18 protein-coding genes are annotated in these 21438 nt (G+C 52.4%); 8 read left to right on the top strand and 10 right to left on the bottom strand.

The genetic code is table 11. The annotated features are described in order from the left end of the window. Positions 1-22: 22 nt before the first annotated feature. Entirely contained in the window at positions 23-1984 is a 1962-nt protein-coding gene (gene dnaG, locus ARCH_RS03560; RefSeq protein ID WP_041640347.1) for a DNA primase, read from the bottom strand. Positions 1985-2070: 86 nt separating this feature from the next. Between dnaG and ARCH_RS03555 the strand changes: the two genes are divergently transcribed. Next, on the top strand, positions 2071-2418 hold the full coding sequence (locus tag ARCH_RS03555; protein ID WP_013169931.1) for a rhodanese-like domain-containing protein: 348 nt from the start codon (positions 2071-2073) through the stop codon (positions 2416-2418). Between the two features lie 79 nt (positions 2419-2497). On the opposite strand, the gene ARCH_RS03550 is transcribed toward ARCH_RS03555, so the two are convergent. From ARCH_RS03550 to ARCH_RS03535, 4 genes are all read right to left on the bottom strand, one after another. Next, positions 2498-4156: an ABC transporter permease subunit gene (locus tag ARCH_RS03550; RefSeq protein WP_013169930.1), complete on the bottom strand. Its 1659-nt coding sequence runs from the start codon at positions 4154-4156 to the stop codon at positions 2498-2500. 10 nt (positions 4157-4166) lie between these two features. Next, complete coding sequence (locus ARCH_RS03545; RefSeq protein WP_013169929.1) at positions 4167-5675, bottom strand: sugar ABC transporter ATP-binding protein; 1509 nt, start codon at positions 5673-5675, stop codon at positions 4167-4169. Between the two features lie 90 nt (positions 5676-5765). Beyond that, complete coding sequence (locus ARCH_RS03540; protein WP_013169928.1) at positions 5766-6998, bottom strand: substrate-binding domain-containing protein; 1233 nt, start codon at positions 6996-6998, stop codon at positions 5766-5768. Positions 6999-7124: 126 nt separating this feature from the next. Then, positions 7125-8375, bottom strand: coding sequence for a deoxyguanosinetriphosphate triphosphohydrolase (locus ARCH_RS03535; RefSeq protein WP_013169927.1), 1251 nt, complete (start codon positions 8373-8375; stop codon positions 7125-7127). A 36-nt stretch (positions 8376-8411) separates the two neighbouring features. On the opposite strand from ARCH_RS03535, the gene ARCH_RS03530 reads away from it, so the two are divergent. Next, positions 8412-9422 carry a hypothetical protein gene (locus ARCH_RS03530; protein ID WP_013169926.1) on the top strand — a complete coding sequence of 337 codons (1011 nt, stop codon included), beginning with the start codon at positions 8412-8414 and terminating at the stop codon, positions 9420-9422. A 41-nt stretch (positions 9423-9463) separates the two neighbouring features. On the opposite strand, the gene dusB is transcribed toward ARCH_RS03530, so the two are convergent. The 3 genes from dusB to ARCH_RS03515 are packed head-to-tail and all read right to left on the bottom strand — an operon-like array spanning position 9464 to position 13280. Further along, the gene (gene dusB, locus ARCH_RS03525; protein WP_013169925.1) at positions 9464-10687 is read right to left on the bottom strand and encodes a tRNA dihydrouridine synthase DusB; all 1224 of its coding nucleotides are present in this window, start codon (positions 10685-10687) and stop codon (positions 9464-9466) included. Then, on the bottom strand, positions 10688-11896 hold the full coding sequence (locus ARCH_RS03520) for a YibE/F family protein (RefSeq protein WP_013169924.1): 1209 nt from the start codon (positions 11894-11896) through the stop codon (positions 10688-10690). Beyond that, positions 11886-13280 carry a glycine--tRNA ligase gene (locus ARCH_RS03515; protein ID WP_013169923.1) on the bottom strand — a complete coding sequence of 465 codons (1395 nt, stop codon included), beginning with the start codon at positions 13278-13280 and terminating at the stop codon, positions 11886-11888. The genes ARCH_RS03520 and ARCH_RS03515 overlap by 11 nt, the downstream gene beginning before the upstream one ends. 160 nt (positions 13281-13440) lie before the next feature. Between ARCH_RS03515 and ARCH_RS03510 the strand changes: the two genes are divergently transcribed. Genes ARCH_RS03510 through ARCH_RS03485 form a run of 6 tightly spaced genes read left to right on the top strand, consistent with a single transcriptional unit; the run spans position 13441 to position 17531 of the window. Then, positions 13441-14658, top strand: a complete 1218-nt coding sequence (locus ARCH_RS03510; protein WP_013169922.1) for a metal ABC transporter substrate-binding protein — start codon at positions 13441-13443, stop codon at positions 14656-14658. 4 nt (positions 14659-14662) lie between these two features. After that, positions 14663-15382 carry a metal ABC transporter ATP-binding protein gene (locus tag ARCH_RS03505; protein ID WP_013169921.1) on the top strand — a complete coding sequence of 240 codons (720 nt, stop codon included), beginning with the start codon at positions 14663-14665 and terminating at the stop codon, positions 15380-15382. Next, positions 15375-16241 (top strand): metal ABC transporter permease, encoded by an 867-nt coding sequence (locus tag ARCH_RS03500; protein ID WP_013169920.1) that lies wholly within the window; start codon positions 15375-15377, stop codon positions 16239-16241. Before ARCH_RS03505 ends, ARCH_RS03500 begins: the two co-directional genes overlap by 8 nt. Positions 16242-16281: 40 nt before the next feature. Then, positions 16282-16680, top strand: a complete 399-nt coding sequence (locus ARCH_RS03495) for a Fur family transcriptional regulator (RefSeq protein WP_013169919.1) — start codon at positions 16282-16284, stop codon at positions 16678-16680. Further along, entirely contained in the window at positions 16681-17307 is a 627-nt protein-coding gene (locus tag ARCH_RS03490; protein WP_013169918.1) for a DedA family protein, read from the top strand. Beyond that, positions 17304-17531 carry an RNA-binding S4 domain-containing protein gene (locus ARCH_RS03485; RefSeq protein WP_013169917.1) on the top strand — a complete coding sequence of 76 codons (228 nt, stop codon included), beginning with the start codon at positions 17304-17306 and terminating at the stop codon, positions 17529-17531. The genes ARCH_RS03490 and ARCH_RS03485 overlap by 4 nt, the downstream gene beginning before the upstream one ends. A 65-nt stretch (positions 17532-17596) precedes the next feature. Here the strand turns inward: ARCH_RS03485 and dnaE are convergent, their stop codons facing one another. Further along, positions 17597-21145, bottom strand: a complete 3549-nt coding sequence (gene dnaE / locus ARCH_RS03480; protein WP_013169916.1) for a DNA polymerase III subunit alpha — start codon at positions 21143-21145, stop codon at positions 17597-17599. Positions 21146-21200: 55 nt separating this feature from the next. Continuing rightward, positions 21201-21389: a GNAT family N-acetyltransferase gene (locus ARCH_RS03475; protein WP_049765814.1), complete on the bottom strand. Its 189-nt coding sequence runs from the start codon at positions 21387-21389 to the stop codon at positions 21201-21203. Between the last annotated feature and the right edge of the window lie 49 nt (positions 21390-21438).

The raw sequence follows: 21438 nt of genomic DNA, 5'->3' as shown, positions 1-21438 counted from the left end.
ATATCAAAAATCGGACGCCTCATCAATCTGCTTCATCGTATGCTCGGCGCGTGGCCTCTAACTTCATGAGCATCTCAAACAGCTCGTTTTGCCGCGGAGAATCAGCATCTATCATACGCATTTCACGCCGTAAATCGGCGATTTGATGTACAATGCCTTGCCGAATCAATGAAAGAATAATCCCGCGAACATACGGCCATGGTTCCTTCTCATCGTTTTCAGGCAACGGCTCCACAGCAAACTGACGCACAGCATTCTTCACCAGATCATCCGCTTGATTTTCCACTTGCTCCACGAACCATGTGCTCGCACGGTTAGAAGCATCCGTCTGAGGCATTCCAGCGGCAGAAAGCTGATCGAATTTAACAACGTAAGCGCTCACTCCCCCGGCGGCACTGATGGCATCAAAAACACTTTGGTGGATCGGCGTACGGAAGGTTCGTGATGGGATCTGATCAGCCAACGCAGCAGCAGCCATACCTGGCAACTGCAGCATGACTTCAAGCGCCTGGCGTTCTACTCGCGCCACAGGATCACGCACAAGATTACGCGGTTCTAAAACAGGTTGCGGCCGTGGAACTTCGTCAGGTTCAACCGGCCCAGCATAACGTGCAGAACGCCCAGCCTGCCGTACCGAATCACGCACAAGCGCCTCATCCATTCCTAGCCAGCCAGCAAGTTGCCGGGAGTATTCGGATTGCAACACGCGATCACGGATTTGTGCAACGATGGGGGCGGCGGCGCGCAGCCCCGCCGCCCGGCCCTCCACGGTTCGCAACGGCAACTGATCCAGCAAGGATCTAATAGCGAATTCGAACAGTGGCCGCCGCCGAGCGATCAGATCCCGAACGGCCGCATCGCCGCCGGCCATCCGCAGTTCGCATGGGTCCATTCCGCCTTCAGATACGGCCACGAAGGTTTGGGCGGCGAAGCTTTGGTCTTCTTGGAAGGCGCGGAGGGCGGCTTTTTGGCCGGCCGCATCCCCATCGAACGTGAAGATGACTTCTCCCCCGAACGCGCGCCCGTTGCTCATCATCACCCCAGCTGCGGGGTTGGCAGAATCGCCCATGAGGCGCCGCACGATTTTGACGTGTTCTGATCCGAATGCGGTGCCGCAGGTGGCTACGGCGTTTTTGACGCCGGCGATGTGTGCCGCCATCACATCGGTATAGCCTTCAACGACTACGATGGCGCGTTCGCTTGAGATGGCTTTTTTGGCTAAATCTAGGCCATATAGCACACCGGATTTCTTGTAGATCATGGTTTCTGGCGTGTTGAGGTATTTTGGCCCTTGGTCTGATTCGAAGAGTTTTCGGGCACCGAAGCCGATTGGATCGCCGGTTATCGATCGGATCGGCCACATCACGCGTCCACGGAAGCGATCGTAGAGCCCGCGTGTTTTTTGGGAGGCCAAGCCTGAGGCGGAGATTTCTTTGTCGGAAAATCCACGACGACGTAGTTCCGTCAGCAACCCGTCCCATGAATCAGGCGAGTATCCTACCCGGAATTCTGCGATCACGTCTGGGCTGAATCCACGTTCGGCTAACATCTTGCGGGCGGGCTCCCCGGCGTCGGTTGCTAGTTGTTGCACGTAGAATTCTTCGGCAACACGGTGTGCATCAATGAGCCGGGTTCGAGTGACGTCACGCGGGCCAGATTCTTCGCGTTTGTTACCGTTTTCTTCATATTCGATGACTACCCCGGCTTTGCGGGCCAGCAATTCGATGGCTTCTACGAACGTCACGTGTTCGATGCGTTCGATGAATGAGATGGCGTCCCCACCTTCGCCACACCCGAAGCAGTGCCAGCGGTTAACGTGTGGACGCACGTGGAATGATGGAGTTTTTTCGTCATGGAACGGGCATAGCCCTTTCATAGATCCGACGCCAGCGGTTTTGAGGGTGACGTATTCCCCCACCACGTCCTCAATGCGCGTCTTTTCGCGCACATCATCAATCACTGATCGTTTTATCATTCCCGCCATACCCTCCATCTTATCTGGCAAACGCTGATGCGTGGGATTTCACCGTTGGCAAGCAAGACCACAGATCCCCCGAATAGAATGAGCGTATGGGATTTTTTGACTTTATTTTTCCGGATGGAAAATCGCCTCAGCTCACCACTGCGCAGGCTTTTGCTGAATGCCAAGAAGGCGCACGCCTCATTGATATTCGGCCATTGTTGGATCGCAATAAGGGGTTCGCGGGCGGCAGTGAGCATATCCCTCAGGCTCGCTTGCTGCGGCCAGATTCGGGCTTGTCTAAAGACGAACGGCTGATTCTTTTGTGTGCAGACGGTGAAACCTCCCTGCGGGTGGCAGCCTCGATGAAGCGCGCCGGCTTCAATGCAATTTCTGTTCATGGCGGCCTAGATAGCTGGCGGCGATCGGGTCTTCCCTATATCGATCCGCGTTCTTAATCTGGCTGTTTCTGCATGAGGGCGGGGATGTATCGAACCCGATACATCCCCGCCCAACATGTTATAAGCGTAGCCGCCTTTACTTCTTCTGAACGTACTTCAGGGAGTCAAGGGTAACTGCTGCCAAGATGATGATGCCTTCGAATACGAACTGGAGGTTGGTATCGATGCCCAGGATGGTGAGCGAGTAGGTCAGACCGGTGAAGATCATGACACCAACAACCACGCCGGAGATTCGGCCGATACCACCGGTGAACGATACGCCACCAACCACACAGGCTGCGATGGCGTCCATATCCCAACCTTGGCCGTAAGCGGCCGAACCGGAACCGAACATACGAGCGGCCTCCAGCCAGGATCCGAAGCCGTACAGGATACCTGCAAGGATGAAGGCCCCCATGGTTACTTTGAATACGGAGATACCGGAAACGGCTGCTGCTTCAGGGTTACCGCCTACTGCGTAGAGGTTCTTGCCGAAGGTTGTTTTGTTCCAGATGAACCACACAACAACGGTGGCTGCAACAGCCCACAGGATGATGGTTGGGAATCCGGAAACGTTTGGCACGATCATGTTTGGAATATCGGGTTCGATGGCGCCGAAGCTGACGCCCTTGGTTGCGTAGGTAACCAGACCGAAAATTATGAGCATATTTGCCATGGTGGACACGAATGGGTGCATCTTAAACCGTGCGGTAAAGAAGCCGGCGATCATTGTGAACAGCGTGGTGGCGATAATACAAGCGATCAGTGCGAAGATGATTCGCCCGCTCAACGGCATCCAGGTGAAGTCGAAGGCGTACCCGAACACACTTCCAGTGTTCGGCCCCTTGTGCATGATCACGGTGGCGATCACCATGCCCATGCCTACCATTCGTCCGATAGACAAATCGGTACCAGTGAGCAGGATCAGCCCGGCCACGCCAAGTGCAAGGAACATGCGTGGCGATGCCTGCTGCAGAATGTTGAGCACGTTTTGGGTGGTGAAAAGATCAACGCTCTTGGTGATCGGAGCCAGGATTGCTAGCGCGATGAAGATCAGCACGATAACAATGTAGAGGCCGTTTTTGAGCAGGAATTGGCGGCGATTGAAGGAGTACCGGTAGTTTTCGAGTTTCTGCGCGAACGATTGCTTCATGGTGAAGTTGGAGTTCCGCAGCAGATCGATCATGTGATACTTTTCAGAAATGGCCGCGTGGCGTCGGTCTTTTGCAGCTTGGAATTTTTGCTGCATGTTGACTTTGGCGTCGTATTGCTTGTTTTTGTAGACGAAGTTTTCGTCTTTGATTTCTTGGTGTAGATCTGGGCCGCCGCTCTTGTTGAGTTCGCGAAGGGTTTGTTCGTGTTCGCGCTTGAGTTCGTCGAGTTGCTTTCCGTATTCGACTTTGGCGAGTTTCTTTTCTTCGCGTACGCTTTCGTCTACTTTGTTGAAGTATTGCTTGTCGAAAGTGCGATCGAGGTACGTTTCGGCTTCAGCGACCAGCTGGGTGATGCGTCCTCGGTTTTTGGATTGGACACGGCGCGCTTCGGCAAGTTCGGCTTCGTCTTGCTTGCGTAGGTTTGCGCGTTCTTCTTTAGTCAAGGTGCGGTCCGCTTTGAGGTTGCGGAGTTGGTGCTGGAGCCGGGTGACTTTGGTGGTGCCGTCTTCACGCAACGTATCGATTTCGTTTTGGATGGCGCCCACGTGGTCTTTGATCGGCGCGAGAAGTTGTTCTTCCTTTTCATAGGTGAGGATAGTCATTGCTGTTCCTTTACAGATACTTTGCGCTGAGCCGCAGGAGCTCTTCTTGGTTGGTTTCTTTTGTATTGACGATTCCTGCGAGCTTGCCGGCAGACATGACGCCAATTCGGTTTGTGATTCCGAGGATTTCAGGCATTTCTGAGCTGACGAGGATGACCGTTTTTCCTTGCTTTGCCATCTTGATGATCAGTTCGTAGATTTCATATTTTGCGCCGACGTCGATGCCACGAGTTGGTTCGTCCATCATGAATACTTTTGGCTCGCGTTCCAGCCAGCGGCCGAAGATCACTTTTTGTTGGTTTCCACCAGAGAGCGCGGAGATGAGTTCTTCTGGCCCTGTCGTTTTGGTGTGCATCGTGCGAATCTCTGCCACGGTTGCGGCTTGCATCTTGCGATCAGACAGCGAGAGGTTCTTTTTGTAGGCAGGCAGGTTGGCAATTGTTGTGTTGAAGGTCAGATCGCCCTTCATAAACAGGCCGTCAGCTTTGCGTTCTTCGGTGATGAGTGCGAATCCAGAATCGATGGCTTCGCGTGGCTTGTTGAAGTTCATGAGTTTGCCACGGTAGTAGACGCGCCCGGTTGCGCGGGTTCGTACGCCAAAGATTGTTTCGAGCAGTTCGGTCCGCCCAGCACCAACAAGCCCGTACAAACCAAAAATCTCCCCTTCACGTACGTCAAACGAGATGTCCTTGATATATGGGGCAAACTTGGTTGAGATGTGGTTAATGGAGAGGATTGGTTCGCCTGGCATGTTATCGACGTCCGGGTACCGGTTATCAAGCGAACGCCCAACCATCGCGGTGATGAGCTCATTCATGTTGGTATCGGCCGTATCTTTGGTCATCACCAGTTTGCCGTCACGCAGAACAGAAACTTGATCGCAGATGTCAAAGATTTCGTCCATTTTGTGCGAAATGTACACAAGGGATATTCCGTTTTCTTTGAGTTTTCGCATCATATCGAAGAGTTTGCGCACTTCGGGTTCGGTGAGGGACGACGTCGGTTCGTCCAGAACGATCACACTGGAACGGTACGAGATGGCTTTAGCGATTTCGCACATCTGACGCTGGGAAACGGACATCTTGCGCATCGGTTGAGTCAGATCGACTGTCATGCCAAGCTGGCGGAACAGATCGGCGGCTTCTTTGCGCATACGGTTTTCGTCGATCGTGCCGATGGCTGTTTTCGGGTATCGGCCGAGGAACAGGTTGTCAACAACGGATCGTTCAAGTGCCTGGTTGAGTTCTTGGTGAACCATGGCGATACCGTTTTCAAGTGCTTCTTTCGGCCCTGAGAAGGCAACTGGACGCCCATCGAGCATCACTTCGCCTTCGTCCTTTTGGTAGGTTCCGAACAGGCACTTCATCATGGTGGATTTGCCTGCACCATTTTCACCCATGAGGCCGATGATGGATCCGCGTTTGACGTCAAAATCAATGTGGTCCAACACTTTGTTGCGACCGAATGATTTTGACATGCCACGGATAGTCAATACAACTTCTTCGTTACTGTCTGACATTGACGTTTTTCTTTCTGAGAATGGGGCAATCAGGATAAGACCTCATTGCCCCATTCACTTATGTTCAAAGTTGAACAGATGAATCACAAATTACTGGTTAAGGAGTGAGGTGTAGGACGATGCATTGTCAGTCTTGACCATGTTGATCGCGAATGCATCGTAGGAACCTGGGTTTCCTAGACGGTTGGTGATGTTGGATTCTGTCTGTCCATCGCCACCGATGTATTCAACGTCAAGGTTGAGTAGCTTATCGTACTTTTGAAGAAGTGGCTGGTAGGTGGATCCAAGGAAGTTATCTGCGGAATTGTAGATGTCCAACCAGACTTTCTTGGTGTCCGCCTTAACCTGCTTGGAGACTGGTTCGTAGGTGACGGTGGAATCGAGGAATTTCTTGTAGTTGTCTGCATTAACTGCCACGTTCAGAGCGTAGAAGGAACGTTCTGATTCTACATACTTGTAATCTTCATCGGAGAGGACGTTTCCGGCTTCGTCAGCCTTGGAGATGCCTTCCATGATGTCTTTGCCATCAAGGGAGTTACGAAGAACACGCAAGGTGAGGTATGCCTGGACATCAGCGTGCTGGGATATGGTGCCGCCGTAACCATCAGCGATTGCGGCAACAGCATCCGAGTTGGCGTCGTATCCAAACGTTGGCACCTTGGCCGATTTAGCCCACTTGTTAAACATGGCCATACCCATGCCGTCATTGTTGGAGATAACAAGATCGATTTGATCGTTGAACTTGCCGCTCCATGCGGTGATGGTATCGCCAGCGGTACCGGCATCCCACGTTGCACCGGCGCCCGTCTTCATTTCCTTGGAAGCAAGTTCAACAACCTTGAAGGAACCAAGTTCGCCTTCCTTCACAGCGTTTGCGTTGGTTTCGGTTGGATCGGAGAGGATCGCTCCACCTTCTTCAACTGCAGTACCAAGTGCCTTACGAACACCGCGGGTACGTGCGATGGAATCGTTGTGTCCTACATCGCCAATTGCCAGAACATAGCCAATCTTGCCATCGCCGTTGCGATCGATCGAATCCTTGTGCTTTTCGATGAATTCGGCAACCATTTTTCCTTGGAGTTCTGCACCTTGGGAGGCATCGAAGCCAACGTAGTACGTCTTATCGTTGAAGTTCAGCGCGTCCTTATCTAGTTCGCCAGTGGACGAGTTAGATGGCTGACGGTTGAACCAGACTAGTGGCTTCTGGTTGTTTGCTCCGCTATTACCGGCCGATGTGCTTGGCGCACTGGAACCACCTGCACACGCAGAGAGTGCCAGGAGGCTTCCTAGCGAAACAGCAATAACCTTCTTCATGTTTTTCATGTTGGACCTTTTCTAGTGTCTCCATTGACATAGTGATGCGTATAAAAGCACGTCATCGTGCATATCACGCATCTAGCTCTTCAAAGGATACAGAATTGATCTAGGTCATAGCAACACGAGAGAAGATCAGTGACGTAGCATTCCGCAGTAGCGGGAATGCCAGCTTCGCGCAGATTGATCGGTAAGTGACGCAATCTGATCCACAATCACCCGCAGTTTCGCGTTCTCATCTGCCGCGTTGCGCCACAGTTCAAGGAACATGGGTTCCAGACGATCTTCTGGGTTTTCCGTGAGAGCATCCATCAGATCGAAAAGAATCGTGCGCTGTTCGAAGTACGGCGCTTCGAGTTCTCGCGGAGCCATGACGTAGTGCACAGCTATACCTTTCACGAACAGGATTTCGAGCGCGGTTTCCCGTGGGACGACGACGTTTCCGCCGTAACGTACCAACGGTTCTGGATGAATCTCCCGGGTTGCGTCAGTGACTGCCGAAATGAACCGGCCGATCAGATCCGATGTGTAGTCTTTCAGGCCAGCCATGTCACGCTGTAATCCAAGGTATTCACGCGGCCACGCCTCCATGGAAAGCACGCGCTGGCCGGCGGCGGCGAGTTCGTCTACCGAACACGATGGCTTATACCAGTTCAGTGTTGATTCAACGACTTTGGCAATTTCGGCATCATTCGCTACAGAAAGAACGCTCGGGTGAACATAGCCAGAAAAAACACCATCTTCTACGTCATGCACCGAATAGCCGATATCGTCAGCTAGATCCATCATTTGCGCTTCAGCAGAGCGTGCAGTTCCATGATCTTGGTGAGCCCATTTGAATGCTGCAACGTCGTCGTCATACGCCCCAAACTTAGGTGAACTCTCCCCTTTCGGACCCGCAAAACGAGTCCACGGATACTTCACGGTGGCGTCCACGATCGCGCGCGTCAGGTTGAGGCCGGCTGGGCGGGCGTCGTCGTGGAATCGCTTCGGCTCAAGCCGCGTGAGAATACGAAGCGTTTGGGCATTTCCTTCAAAACCACCAAACGATACCGCAAGCTCATCAAGCGCCTGTTCCCCATTGTGACCATACGGAGGATGCCCCATGTCATGGCACAAACACGCGGTTTCCACGATATCTTCATCGGCACCCAAATTTTTCGCCAAAGAACGGCCAACCTGCGCAACTTCCAACGAATGAGTGAGGCGTGTACGGATAAAATCGTCAGACTCTGGCCCCATGACCTGGGTTTTCGCACCAAGGCGGCGCAATGCGGCCGAATGCAAGACGCGAGCCCGATCACGTTCGAAATCAGTTCGTGCGGTACTCTTAATTCCTTCGCTCAACCAGCGTTCTTTGTCACTTGCAGTGTAGGCTTGATTCACAGAACCTACCCTACCTTTCAGGACGCTAAGGACACCATGAGCAACACTGAGTTGGACACAGGTGAGACACCTGCCACGCCTCGCAAAGACGCGGTCACTGTTATCCGTTCAACCCCGTCCCCTGCATGGGGAATGCACGCCGTGTGGTATCACGCGTCTGCAGAAGAAGCTGCTACCACTGAACTCATCTTGGACTTAATCTCCACGATGGCACGAATCGGCGCCACCGTAATCACGATTCCTGGAACGCTTGATCGCATCTCGCTCACCGATATCATGGCTAAGGCTAAAAAACGTCAGGTACGGATTCTTCCTGATATTTCACAACTTCACGATGCCCATGATGCGGTGTCAACGTGGCTAGAAGCGGGCGCCTGGGGTGTGGAGCTCGGTGCTCACTGCGTTAATTCCCACGTGTCTCACATCGGCGATCTCACAATTGGGCAACTTCAAGCTTTCGTGTCTATCGCCCATGAAGATGCCGTCCTATCGCTTGGGATCAACGGGCGTTCCCCTGCAGATTTTGCTGAGCTATCCAACCAAGTCCACGATGCCTACGTTCATATCGTTCGTAGCCGCCCGCTCAGCTTCCCGCTGTCAGCCTCCAACTTCGGCCCGCAACTCATCCAACTCTATCGGCTGTTCAACTCTGCCGGCACATTGCCCGCCTGGGATTTGAGCGGCAAATCTATCTACGCAGCAGCCGGGTACATATCCCCTACAGCTATAACCTTAATGACCCTGGCGTTACCTGGCATTATTCACATTGATAGAGAAACAACCGAAATTCCATCATCGATTCGCCACATGCTCCGGTTACGCAACGCTTCCAGCATCACCAACGGCAACATCGGTTTAGATCAGTCCCGTGCAGATCACGGCATCGTACGCATCTTTGTGGATGATATCGAAGTTCGGATCAACTTTGGCACCACACCTGATCTTCTCCCAGCCGATTCTCGTATACTCGCCATCTCAACTGCTGAATTACAGGATCATGGTTCCTTCCTGCTCCCGGCCGGCGAAGTGGCGTGGCTCCGGGCATAATGCCGGAGCCACGCAGATAGGGTGTCGATAAGGTTAAGGTTTCACCCGCCGGAAGTATTCACTTCGGCTTCATGGATCTTTGCTTGTTGCTCTGGTGTTAATTCATGGGAATCTAGCCAGAATTCGGGCAAGTGCGGGCGTTTAGCGCCACCTGCGCGGCCGCGGGGGCCTTCCGCAGCATCCGGGAACGGCTGATCCAAATCCAACGTATCCAGCAAGTCACGCAACTGTTCAACCGATTCGATCAGACCAAGCTGGTGGCGCATCTGGCCACCAACCGAAAACCCACGCATATACCAGCCAACGTGCTTACGCAGTTCGCGCATTGCACGGTGTTCATCACCAAAGTGAGCCACCGAAAGTTCACCGTGGCGCACAATAATATCCGCCACCTCACGTAACGATGGCCGATAACGAGCATCCGAACCATACGATGCCGCGACCAAATCGAAAAACAACCACGGGCGCCCCTGGCACCCACGGCCAACACAGACCCCATCTGCCGCAGTGTGAGCCAACATACGTGCGGCATCTTCTGCTTCAAACACATCACCATTACCGAAAATCGGCAGATTCGATGTAGCTTTCAATTCCCGAATGTAATCCCACTGCGCCTGGCCAGAATAATGCTGCTCGGTTGTCCGCGCGTGTAGAGTTAAGGCCGATATCCCGGCGTCTTCACTCATTTTAGCGACGTCACGGAACGTCGTATGATCGTCGTCGATACCAATCCTAAACTTGGCCGTTACAGGAATCGTGTGAGTACGCCCCGCTTCACGCGACGCGCGTTCCGACGCCGCAACCGCGCCCGTTACGATATCCGAAAACAACTGATGCTTCCACGGCAACGCGGAACCGCCGCCCTTGCGCGTGACCTTCGGAACAGGACACCCAAAATTAATATCAATATGGTCTGCCCAATCTTCCCGAACCAAAATCTCAACTGCAGCCGCAATGTTCTTCGGCTCAACGCCATACAACTGAATTGAACGCACCGGATCGGCCGGATCAGGCTGAATCATAGTCAGCGTCTCAGGAACACGTTCAATCAACGCGCGTGACGTAACCATCTCGCACACATACAAACCCGCATGCGAAACCGTACCCGTGGTATGCCCACTACCAACCTCAGTAACCCCAGCAGCACGTGCTCCTGCTTCACCAAACTCGCGGCACAACTGACGGAACGGCGGATTCGTCACCCCCGCCATCGGAGCCAAAATAACCGGAGATTCCAACGTAACTTCACCAACACGAACGCTCATTTAGTCTTCGTCTCGTTTCTTCGCAGGGGCTACGGGAGCAAAAACACAGGCTATCGCAGTCGTCATCGGAATCGCAAGAACCAACCCAATCGACGCCACAAGCGTACGAATAATCTCCTCCGCAACCTGACCAATCATCAAAAAGTCCACCACGCCACGATCAACAAGCGACGCACTCATCAACAACGGCAACGCAGAACCAATATAGGCAAACGCAAGCGTATACACCGTAGACGCAATATGATCACGGCCAATAACCATCGCCTGCCCAAAAATCTTAGCCCGGCGCGCCTGCGGATTCGCAGCGTGAAGCTCCCACACAGTAGAAACTTGAGTGATCGTCACATCATTCAACGCACCCAAACCAGCCAAAATAATCCCGCACAACAAAATCTGATCCATGCGCAAATACCCAAGCTGACTAAACAACGCCACCGATTCTTCACCAGAAACGCCAGTCAAATGCGCCGAATCAATCGCAAACCAGGCAACCACACCCGTAATCACCAAACCACCCAACGTGCCAAGCACCGCTGTTGTGGTACGAATCGATACGCCATGCGCCAAATAAATCGACGTAAACATCATCGCGGCAGCACCCACCAGCACCACCAGCAACGGAGGCTTACCCGCCATCAACGCCGGCAACATGAAAAAGCCAACCACGGCTAGTGATACGCCCAAGCCCGCCACAGCAGCCAACCCTTTACCTCGGGCTACAACCGCCACCACCAGCACGTATAGCGTTACAAGGATCCAGACGGGGATTGTGCGCACAAAATCAACAAACACATACGGCGTATCCGTATCAACAAGGCCAGGAGAAAAAATCGCCTTAACCTTATCCCCCACATCAAGGCCGTTCTTCACATACTCATATGGAACATGGAGACCAACTTCCACCCCATCCACCAGCATTTTCACTGGCGTTTGGCGGCTGGCATCTGTGGCGCCAATCGAACTGATCTCACCGATTACTTGCGATGCGCCCGGCGCGAATTCAATCTGTGACCCAATCGGAGAACCGCCCCGCGGCCACAACAAAAACAAGCCAATAAGCGTAAGAATCGCCAACGGAACCACAACGGAGGCCAACGATAGGCTGACTCGTTTGCGATCCGCAGGAGAAAGATCCAATCGGCCTGAATGCGAATGCGAATGGCTGGTGGGGAGTTCCTCCCCACCAGCCAAAGAGTGACTAGCAGCCAATGAGCTTTCCTGCCAAGTAGGCTTCCACTTCCGCAAGTGGGATACGAACCTGTTCCATCGTGTCACGATCACGGATGGTCACAGCCTGATCCTCTAGCGAATCGAAATCGACAGTCACACAGAACGGTGTGCCGATTTCATCCTGGCGGCGGTAACGGCGGCCAACCGCACCGGCATCATCGAAATCAACATTCCAGTGCTTGCGCAACTTCGCAGCCAACTCACGTGCCATCGGCGAAAGATCTGCCGAACGTGACAATGGCAGAACTGCAACCTTCACAGGAGCAAGGCGTGGATCGAGCTTGAGCACGATACGCTTATCAACTCCGCCCTTAGTGTTTGGAGCTTCATCTTCTGTATAGGCTTCAGTGAGGAAGGCCATAAGTGAACGAGTCAAACCGGCAGAAGGTTCCACCACGTACGGCGTATAACGTTCACCTGTTGCCTGATCGAAGTATTCAAGCTTCTTACCAGAAGCTTCGCTGTGCGACGAGAGATCGAAATCAGTACGGTTTGCAATGCCTTCGAGTTCACCCCATTCAGAACCCTGGAAGCCGAAACGGTATTCAATATCAACCGTGCGCTTGGAGTAATGGGAGAGCTTTTCCTTCGGGTGCTCGTACAGGCGCAGGTTCTCACGTGAGACGCCCAAATCTTCGTACCATGCAAGGCGAGCATCAATCCAGGACTGGTGCCATTCTTCGTCTTCGCCCGGCTTCACGAAGAATTCGATTTCCATCTGTTCGAATTCACGGGTACGGAAAATAAAGTTACCTGGGGTAATTTCGTTGCGGAACGACTTACCAACCTGGCCGATACCAAATGGCGGCTTCTTGCGTGCAGCAGTGACGACGTTAAGGAAGTTAACGAAGATACCTTGAGCGGTTTCCGGGCGCAGGTAGTGCAAGCCTTCTTCATTATCCACTGGCCCAAGGAAAGTCTTCAATAAGCCAGAGAACGGCTTAGATTCGGTCCACTGACCACGAGTGCCACAGTTCGGGCATGCCACATCAGACATCGAAACCTCTGATTCTGCAACACCCTTCTTTTCTGCGTACTGCTCAATCAGATCATCTTCACGCAAGCGCTTGTGGCAGTGCTGGCATTCAATCAAAGGATCAGAGAAGGTAGAAACGTGACCTGATGCCACCCATACTTCACGCGGAAGAATAATGGAGGAATCAAGACCCACCATATCTTCACGCCCAGTAACATTAGCCTTCCACCATTGGCGCTTAATATTTTCCTTCAGTTCAACGCCCAACGGGCCGTAATCCCAAGCGGAACGAGTTCCGCCATAAATCTCACCACAGGGGAAGACGAATCCACGCCGCTTAGCAAGAGAAATAACATTATCGAGTCGCGATGGGGCCTGCTTGGCCATGCGGCTACTCCTTTCACATGTCTGCATCTGGATGATGCAGTAATCGTTTACATCCCCCATTGTACGTGTATCTTCACCCGAACTCGCCTTCCGTTCCCACCAATCCCATATCACGATAGTTAAAGGGAACACATTATGAGTTCATTAGGGCGCATGACTGATGGCAACTATTCTCAACTGGTGTTTAATAATGATTATGGCTATCAAAAACATCAGTAAAGTTATTGCAATCCTGAGCGCTTCTGCGTTCGCACTTGCCGGCTGTTCACATGCTGCTTCAGACAAGAGCGCATCAAACGGCAAGCTCTCCGTCACAACAAGCTTCTACCCACTCACCTACCTGGTTTCCGAAATCGGAAAGGATCACGTCAAGGTCACCGACCTTACTCCTCCAGGTGCTGACGCCCACGGGGTCGAACTCTCCCCTAAGGAGATCTCCGACATGCAAAAGTCGGATATCGTGTTCTACCTTGCAAAGCTCTCCCCTGCTATTGATGATGCAGTTGCTTCCTCCAAGTCCAACGCCATCAACATCGGCGATTCCGTTCACCTCCTGAAGAATGAAGAAACCGGCGGCGAACACGAGCACGAAGGCCACGATCACGAACACGAACACGAAGGCCACGATCATGACCACGCCGATCACGATCACAAGGCAGAAGGCCACGAACACGAGCACGAAGGCCACGATCATGACCACGCCGATCACGATCACAAGGCAGAAGGCCACGATCATGACCACGCCGATCACGATCACAAGGCAGAAGGCCACGAACACGAGCACGAAGGCCACGATCATGACCACGCCGATCACGATCACAAGGCAGAAGGCCACGAACACCACCATGATCACGGCATCTACGATCCACATTTCTGGACCGATCCAGAGCGTATGGCAGATGCAGCAGAAGCAATTGCCAAGACCTTAAGCGAAAAGGACCCTTCACACGCAAAGGACTTCAAGGCAAACTCTGAAGCACTCGTGAAGCGCCTAACCGAGCTCGATAAGAAGTTCGAATCCGCATTCGCTGGCACATGCGAAACCAAGTCATTCGTTGTAACCCACGCAGCATTTGGTTACCTCGCTCACGAATATGGCCTCAAGCAGATCGGCGTTGCAGGTATCGATCCTGAATTCGAACCATCACCAGCACGTATCGCTGAAGTGAAGAAACTGGTTGAACACGAAAAGATCAACACCATCTTCACTCCCACCACAGGTGAAGCAAAGGTTGCTGAAACCGTTGCCAAGGAAACTGGTGCAAAGTTCGCCGTGTTGGACGTTGCAGCCACTGCAACTGACGCTTCCACCGATTACATCGCTATGATGGAGAAGAACTTGACTGCTCTTTCCGACTCCATGAGGTGTACAAAGTAACACTATGACTAGCCCAGCCGTTAGCGTCCGAGATCTGCACGTAAAACTTGGTGGGAATCCAATCCTCCATGGCATCGATCTTGATATTGATACAGGATCCACCGTTGCGATACTCGGCGTTAACGGCTCGGGAAAGTCCACCCTTATCCGAGCCCTTGTTGGAGCCATTCCTCATTCTCAGGGAAAAATCCATCTTTTCGGTCAACCACTGGGCCGTAAAACACAGTGGCAACGAATTGGTTATGCTCCACAGCGCGTCACTAGCGTTTCCCATGTCCCGGCAACAGCTCTTGAAACTGTCATGTCTGGTTTCATTCATGGATGGAAATTCTGGCTTCCAAAGTCTGCACGAAGCCGTGCCATGGAAGCCCTCGCAACGGTTGGCCTCGCACACCGAGCACACGAATCAGTCCAAACTTTTTCTGGCGGACAGCAACAACGTGTGCTGATCGCACGAGCTCTTGTACGAAACCCCGATCTTCTTGTACTAGACGAACCCTTCGCAGGTATCGATTCTTCTTCTCGTGCTCACATTATCGGCACCCTTACAGCCCTCCGCGCTTCTGGCACCACAATTGTTATGGTGCTTCACGATATCTACAACCTTGATTCCATCATCGATCAAGTCCATATCGTTGCCGAAGGCCGGCTCCAAAAAACCGATCAAACTCTTGTTGCCCACGTCGATCCACTAGCCTGCGAATGCGAGGACACCCATGCTTGATTTCCTTTCATCGCCATTGATGGTGCGTGCGATTATCGTTGCCGTTCTGGTAGGCCTTGCAGCTCCGGTTGTTGGTACTTACTTGGTCCAACGCCGTCTCACGCTTTTGGGTGATGGCATTGGGCATATTGCTCTCACAGGTGTTGCGATGGGCTGGTTGGCTGCAAACGCAGCAGATGCAGCAAATAGAGACGCTTGGGCAGTTCCTGGTGCAATCATCGCCTCGATCTTGGGTGCGCTCTTAATCGAATGGATGCGCAACCGCGGCCACTCCTCCGGTGATGTGGCACTTGCTCTTGTTTTCTATGGAGGCATCGCAGGAGGCGTTATCCTCATTGGGATTGCCGGCGGCACCACGTCGAACCTCACCTCGTACTTGTTTGGCTCCATTTCCACTGTTACAGAATTAGACGTTCTCCTCACAATAATCCTCTGTGTTGTCATTGGTTTTATTGGCTTAGGACTCCGCCCAGCACTGTTCGTTTTGTGCCACGACGAAGAACATGCACGTGCCTCCGGTCTCCCAACTGTTTTTCTCTCAGCATTGATTGCTGTAACCGCAGCACTCACAGTTTCCGTTGCGATGCGGGTAGTTGGCGCACTCCTCGTGTCAGCTCTGATGATCATTCCCGTGGCGATCTCTCACATGATTTCAGAATCATTCCGTGCCACGATGCATATCGCAATGGCGATCGGCGTCGTCGTCGCAACAAGCGGACTCATCACAACCTACTACTACCCGTGGTCCCCCGGCGCAACCATCGTTCTCTACGCTGTGACCCTTTACCTTCTTGTAGCAATCTTCCGTCCCGCTATACTAGGTGTGCTAGGCCAAATACGGCGAAGGGAACGCAACTAGATCATCCCCTCGCTCCACGACACACCAAAAGGGGACACATATGAAACGCATGACGAAACAACGTCAAGCAATCTGGGAACTTTTACGCACTGAAAAAAATTTCCTCTCCGCTCAAGAAGTCCACGATCTTCTCGATCAATCCGGCGAATCCATCGGGCTCGCCACCGTGTATCGGAACCTCCAAGCGCTAGCGAACAACGGTTCTGTTGATGTTCTCCGTCTTGAAAAATCAGAAACCCAACTCTTCCGCTACTGTGCAGAAAACGTTCACCACCACCATATTGTGTGCCGTTCATGCGGAAAAACAGTCGAAATATCTGGTGCAGGAATTGAAGAGTGGGCTGATGGAATCGCAGACGAACATGGCTTTACCCGCGTGTCCCATTCATTCGAAATTTTCGGGCTCTGTTCCGAATGTACCCTCAACGAAAACGAGTAGATGAAGAACCTAATCTCAGATATCACAACCTTCCTCTCAGAAGGCCCGTTCATTGCAGTGTTCGCCTTTCTGTGCGTCGTGATCTTTTTCCGAGCACAAGGCACATATTGGCTGGGGCGCTACGTGGCTCACGTCGTCTATTCTCAGGTGGGAAACCACGCCGAAAAACCGTGGTGTCAACGCTTCGATTCGTGGCTCACGTCCGAACGTATTGTGCGAGGAATTGATACTGTTCAGCGTCGTGGCTGGCCAGTGGTTACGTTTTCTTTCCTCACTGTTGGCTTCCAAACGATCGCGAATCTAGCTGCAGGAATTCTCCGAATGCCATGGATGCTCTACACTGCTGCCATGATCCCCGGCGGCATCGCATGGGCATCGATTTATGCAACGATTGGCTGGACTGTGTGGAAAGCTGCGATGGCATCGGCAACTGGATCTCCATGGGGTGTACTGGTGATAATCGCGATTCTTGGCATCTATGGGGTGTTTGTTATACGTCGGAAACGGGCTGGAGATGCGATCATTGATCATTCCACACATGATAACGTTGAGGAACCTAGCCATCTTGGTGAATTGGCAGATGCTCTTGCCAACGATAACGCCACAACAGTTCGGAGTGCACAATGATTGAAGAATTCGATGTCAGACTTCCCATCCAGCTTGGCCAGTTTGTTAAACTTGCAGGCCTCACAGAAACGGGCGGGCAGGCACGCGAAGTGATCCAGGAAGGCTGGGTTCGCGTCAACAACGAAATCAATACTCATCGTTCCGCCAAGTTAGCTGATGGCGATGTGGTTGACGTGCGTTACCCGAATGGCCCGCGTTTGATGGCTCGCGTCTGCGAAGCTTAATGCACATACGTTGTGGGGAGTGTTTCACAGATCTGTGAAACACTCCCCACTCGCACATCAGCCCTTTACTCCATCAAGAGGGCGTTCTTGCCCAGCAAAACACGTAGGTTGGAGAGCAACGACGGGTTGACGTTCACCTTGTACGAGTTGTGGAGTTGGACCACGGTTGTTTTCCCGAGTTGGCGCACGTGGATACGGATTGGCGCCTTTCCAGGGTATTGGGTGAGGACGTCTGAGAGGCGTTGCATCATGTCTTGCGTAAGCATACGTTCTGGGATTTGAATATCGAGCGGCGTATCTTCGGCAACGCCCGCAAGTTGTGGCACAGTCATCTCCATTGCGTTGAGCTGAACACCGCTATCGCGCACGGACATTCGCGCTTTGATCGTGACCACCGTATCCGGGATGAGGAAGTGAGAAACGGATTGGTAGGTTGCCGGGAAGAAGTTCACTTCGATTGATCCGGTGAAGTCTTCGATGGTTGCGGTAGCCCAGGTTTTTCCGTTCTTTTGTGAGATTCGGGTTTGGACCGAGGTGATGAGCCCAGCCACGGTGACCATTTGCCCATCCACCGGGTTTTCATCGTTTTGGATACCGAGCACGGTGTGGTCCGCTACCCTATCCAGGAACGCTTCGAGCCCCGAAAGTGGGTGATCGGACACGTAGAGTCCGAGCATGTCACGTTCGATATTGAGTTTTTCTTTCTTGTCCCATTCTGGTAAGTCTGGGATTTCCACGTTGAATGATTGGGCGATGGGGTTATTTTCGCCTAGCCCGCCGAAGAGATCGAATTGCCCGCCGGCTTCGTTACGTTTGACCGGTAGGACAGCTTCAATCGCTTCTTCGTGGATAGATACGAGCGCACGCCGCGAGTATCCGAGAGAATCGAACGCACCTGCTTTGATCAGGCATTCTACGGCACGTTTGTTGAGAACAGCGGCTGGCACTTTATCCAGGAAGTCTTGGAAGGACGTGTATTCGCCCTTTTCTTTTCGGGTTTCAATAATTCCATCGACGACGTTTTTGCCCACGTTACGTACGGAGCTCAAGCCCACTCGAACTTCGTTTCCAACAGCGGAATATACGTCCATTGATTTGTTCACATCAGGCACGTTGACACGGATCCCCATACGGCGCGTATCGGCCAGATATGTTGCCACCTTCGTTTTGTTGTTTTGGTTTGAGGTGAGCAACGACGCCATGTATTCACTTGGGTAGTGTGCTTTAAGGTAGGCGGTCTGGTATGTGACTAGTGCGTATGCTTCCGAATGGGACTTGTTGAACGCGTACTGCGCGAACGGAACGAGGATATCCCACAGTGTGTTGATACATTCGTCAGAATAGCCATGATCGCGCATGCCCTGGGCGAAGCCCTTGAACTGCTTTTGCAGAACATCTGCTTTCTTCTTGCCCATTGCTTTTCGCAGAATATCTGCTTGCCCAAGCGTGAAGCCGGCAAGTTTCTGCGCGATACGCATAACCTGTTCCTGGAACACGATCAGGCCGTGGGTATTACCCAAAATATCTTCGAGCGCGGTTGCGAGTTCTGGGTGGATTGGAGTTTTTTCCTGTAACCCATTCTTGCGCAGCGCATAGTTGGTGTGCGAATTTGCGCCCATTGGCCCTGGACGATAGAGCGCAGATACAGCGGAAATATCCGCGAAGGTATCTGGCTTCATCTGTTTGAGGAGTTGGCGCATGCCAGGAGAATCGAGCTGGAAGATACCGAGTGTTTCTGCACGGGCAAGAAGTTCGTATGTTTCCACATCATCTAGTGGAATTTCATCGATGTTCGGCGCTTCTTTACCGTTGTTTCGAATATTGGTGAGAGCGCCTTCGATCACCGTGAGGTTGGACAGGCCTAAGAAATCCATCTTGACCAGGCCCAATTCTTCACATTGTGGGTATTCGAACTGGGTAATGATCGCGCCATCTTGGAGGCGCTTCATGATTGGGATGACGTCAGTTAGTGCTGTGGATGACATGATGACGGCGCAGGCGTGAACACCTGTTTGGCGAGTCATACCTTCCAAACCAAGAGCAAAATCAAACACACGCTTTGCTTCCGCGTTTGAATCAACAAATTCGCGGAACTCCCCTGCTTCGTTATAGCGAGCCGCTTCCGGATTATAAATATCCTTCACAGCAATCGACTTGCCCTGAACATCTGGCGGTAACGCCTTGGTGAGCTGATCGCCCATCTGGAACGGCATACCAAGTACGCGGGCAGCATCTTTGAGAGCCTGCTTCGTTTTAATGGTTCCATAGGTGACAACCTGAGCTACCTTATCGGATCCATACTTTTCTTCCACGTATTTGATTACTTCATCGCGGCGCCTATCATCGAAATCCACATCGATATCAGGAAGGGAGACGCGTTCTGGGTTCAAGAATCGTTCGAACAGCAATTCGTGCTTGATCGGATCCAACTGCGTAATCTCAAGGGCATACGCCACCATCGAGCCTGCACCAGAACCACGCCCTGGGCCTACGCGAATACCGTTCTTCTTTGCCCACTTGATGTAATCGGACACCACCAGGAAGTAGCCTGGGAAGCCCATCGACGTAATAACCCCTACTTCATAATCGGCACGTTCTCGAACATGCGCCGGAACAGTACCGTTGTATCGTTTGAGCAGGCCAGCTTCCACTTGATTGATAAACCAAGAGGTTTCATCTTCACCAGGCGGCACTGGGAATTCCGGCATGTAGCTGATGCCATCGGCAGTAGTTTGGAACGAAACGTTACAGCGTTCGGCAACCACCAGCGTGTTGTCTATTGCTTCTGGAAGATCTTCGAACTGCCTGTGCATTTCTTCCGATGATTTGATGTAGTAGCCATCTCCATCAAATTTGAATCGATCTGGATCCATCAAGGTAGAACCCGAATTGATGCACAACATCGCATCCTGGATGTCACGATCTTCACGCTTGACGTAGTGCGAATCGTTAGTGGCAATCAACGGGGCACCGATCATGCGCGCAATTTTGAGAAGATCGTTTTGTACACGGCGTTCAATGTCTAATCCGTGATCCATCACTTCAACATAAAAGTTATCTTTGCCAAAGATATCTTGGAGTTCACCTGCGGCTTTGAGCGCTTCATCCCACTGCCCTAGGCGTAGCCTGGTTTGGATTTCGCCCGATGGGCAACCAGCAGTACCGATTAGCCCATCGTGGTACGTTTCCAAAAGCTCACGATCCATGCGTGGCCATTTGCCCATCTGTCCTTCTAGAGAGGCCAGAGAGTTCATCCGGAACAAGTTGTGCATGCCGGTGTTATTTTCTGACAGCAAGGTCATGTGCGTGTAAGCACCACGCGCGGAAACATCATCGGATCGTTGCGCTGGAGTTCCCCACAGTTGGCGTGTTTGATCGAAGCGGGATGTGCCGGGAGTCATGTAGGCTTCCAGGCCGATGATGGGCTTGATTCCCGCTGCGGTTGCAGCCTTATACATTTCGTATGCACCAAAAAGATAGCCGTGATCGGTGATTGCCACGGCAGGCTGTTCTAGGCGCGCCACTTCCGCCACGAGTTTATTGATTTTTGCGGCTCCATCGAGCAGCGAATAGTCAGTGTGAACGTGTAGGTGCGCAAAACTTTTTCCAGCCATGCCCCTAGTCTAATGACTGGCTCCCACACGTGTCTGGTTCACCCCACGTTGAGATTCACACACGGGATATTTTTAGGCACATATCCTTGTGTTCGATACCAGCATCGAGATAGATCTCATGATTGACGACGACGTAGCCCAGCTTTTCGTAGAAGCCGATGGCGTGCACTTGGGCTGAGAGTTCGATGGTGACTCCGGGATCGTCCCCAAACTTTTCTAACGCAATCTGCGCCAAATCGTCCATCAGAATAGGCCACAGAAAGATCTGATTCCCAGGTCAATCGTTCTACGCG

This window comes from Arcanobacterium haemolyticum DSM 20595 (assembly GCF_000092365.1).
Taxonomy (GTDB): Bacteria; Actinomycetota; Actinomycetes; order Actinomycetales; family Actinomycetaceae; genus Arcanobacterium; species Arcanobacterium haemolyticum.
The sequence above is the reverse complement of the archived record's forward strand: the minus strand, read 5'-3'. Positions and strand labels throughout refer to the sequence as shown.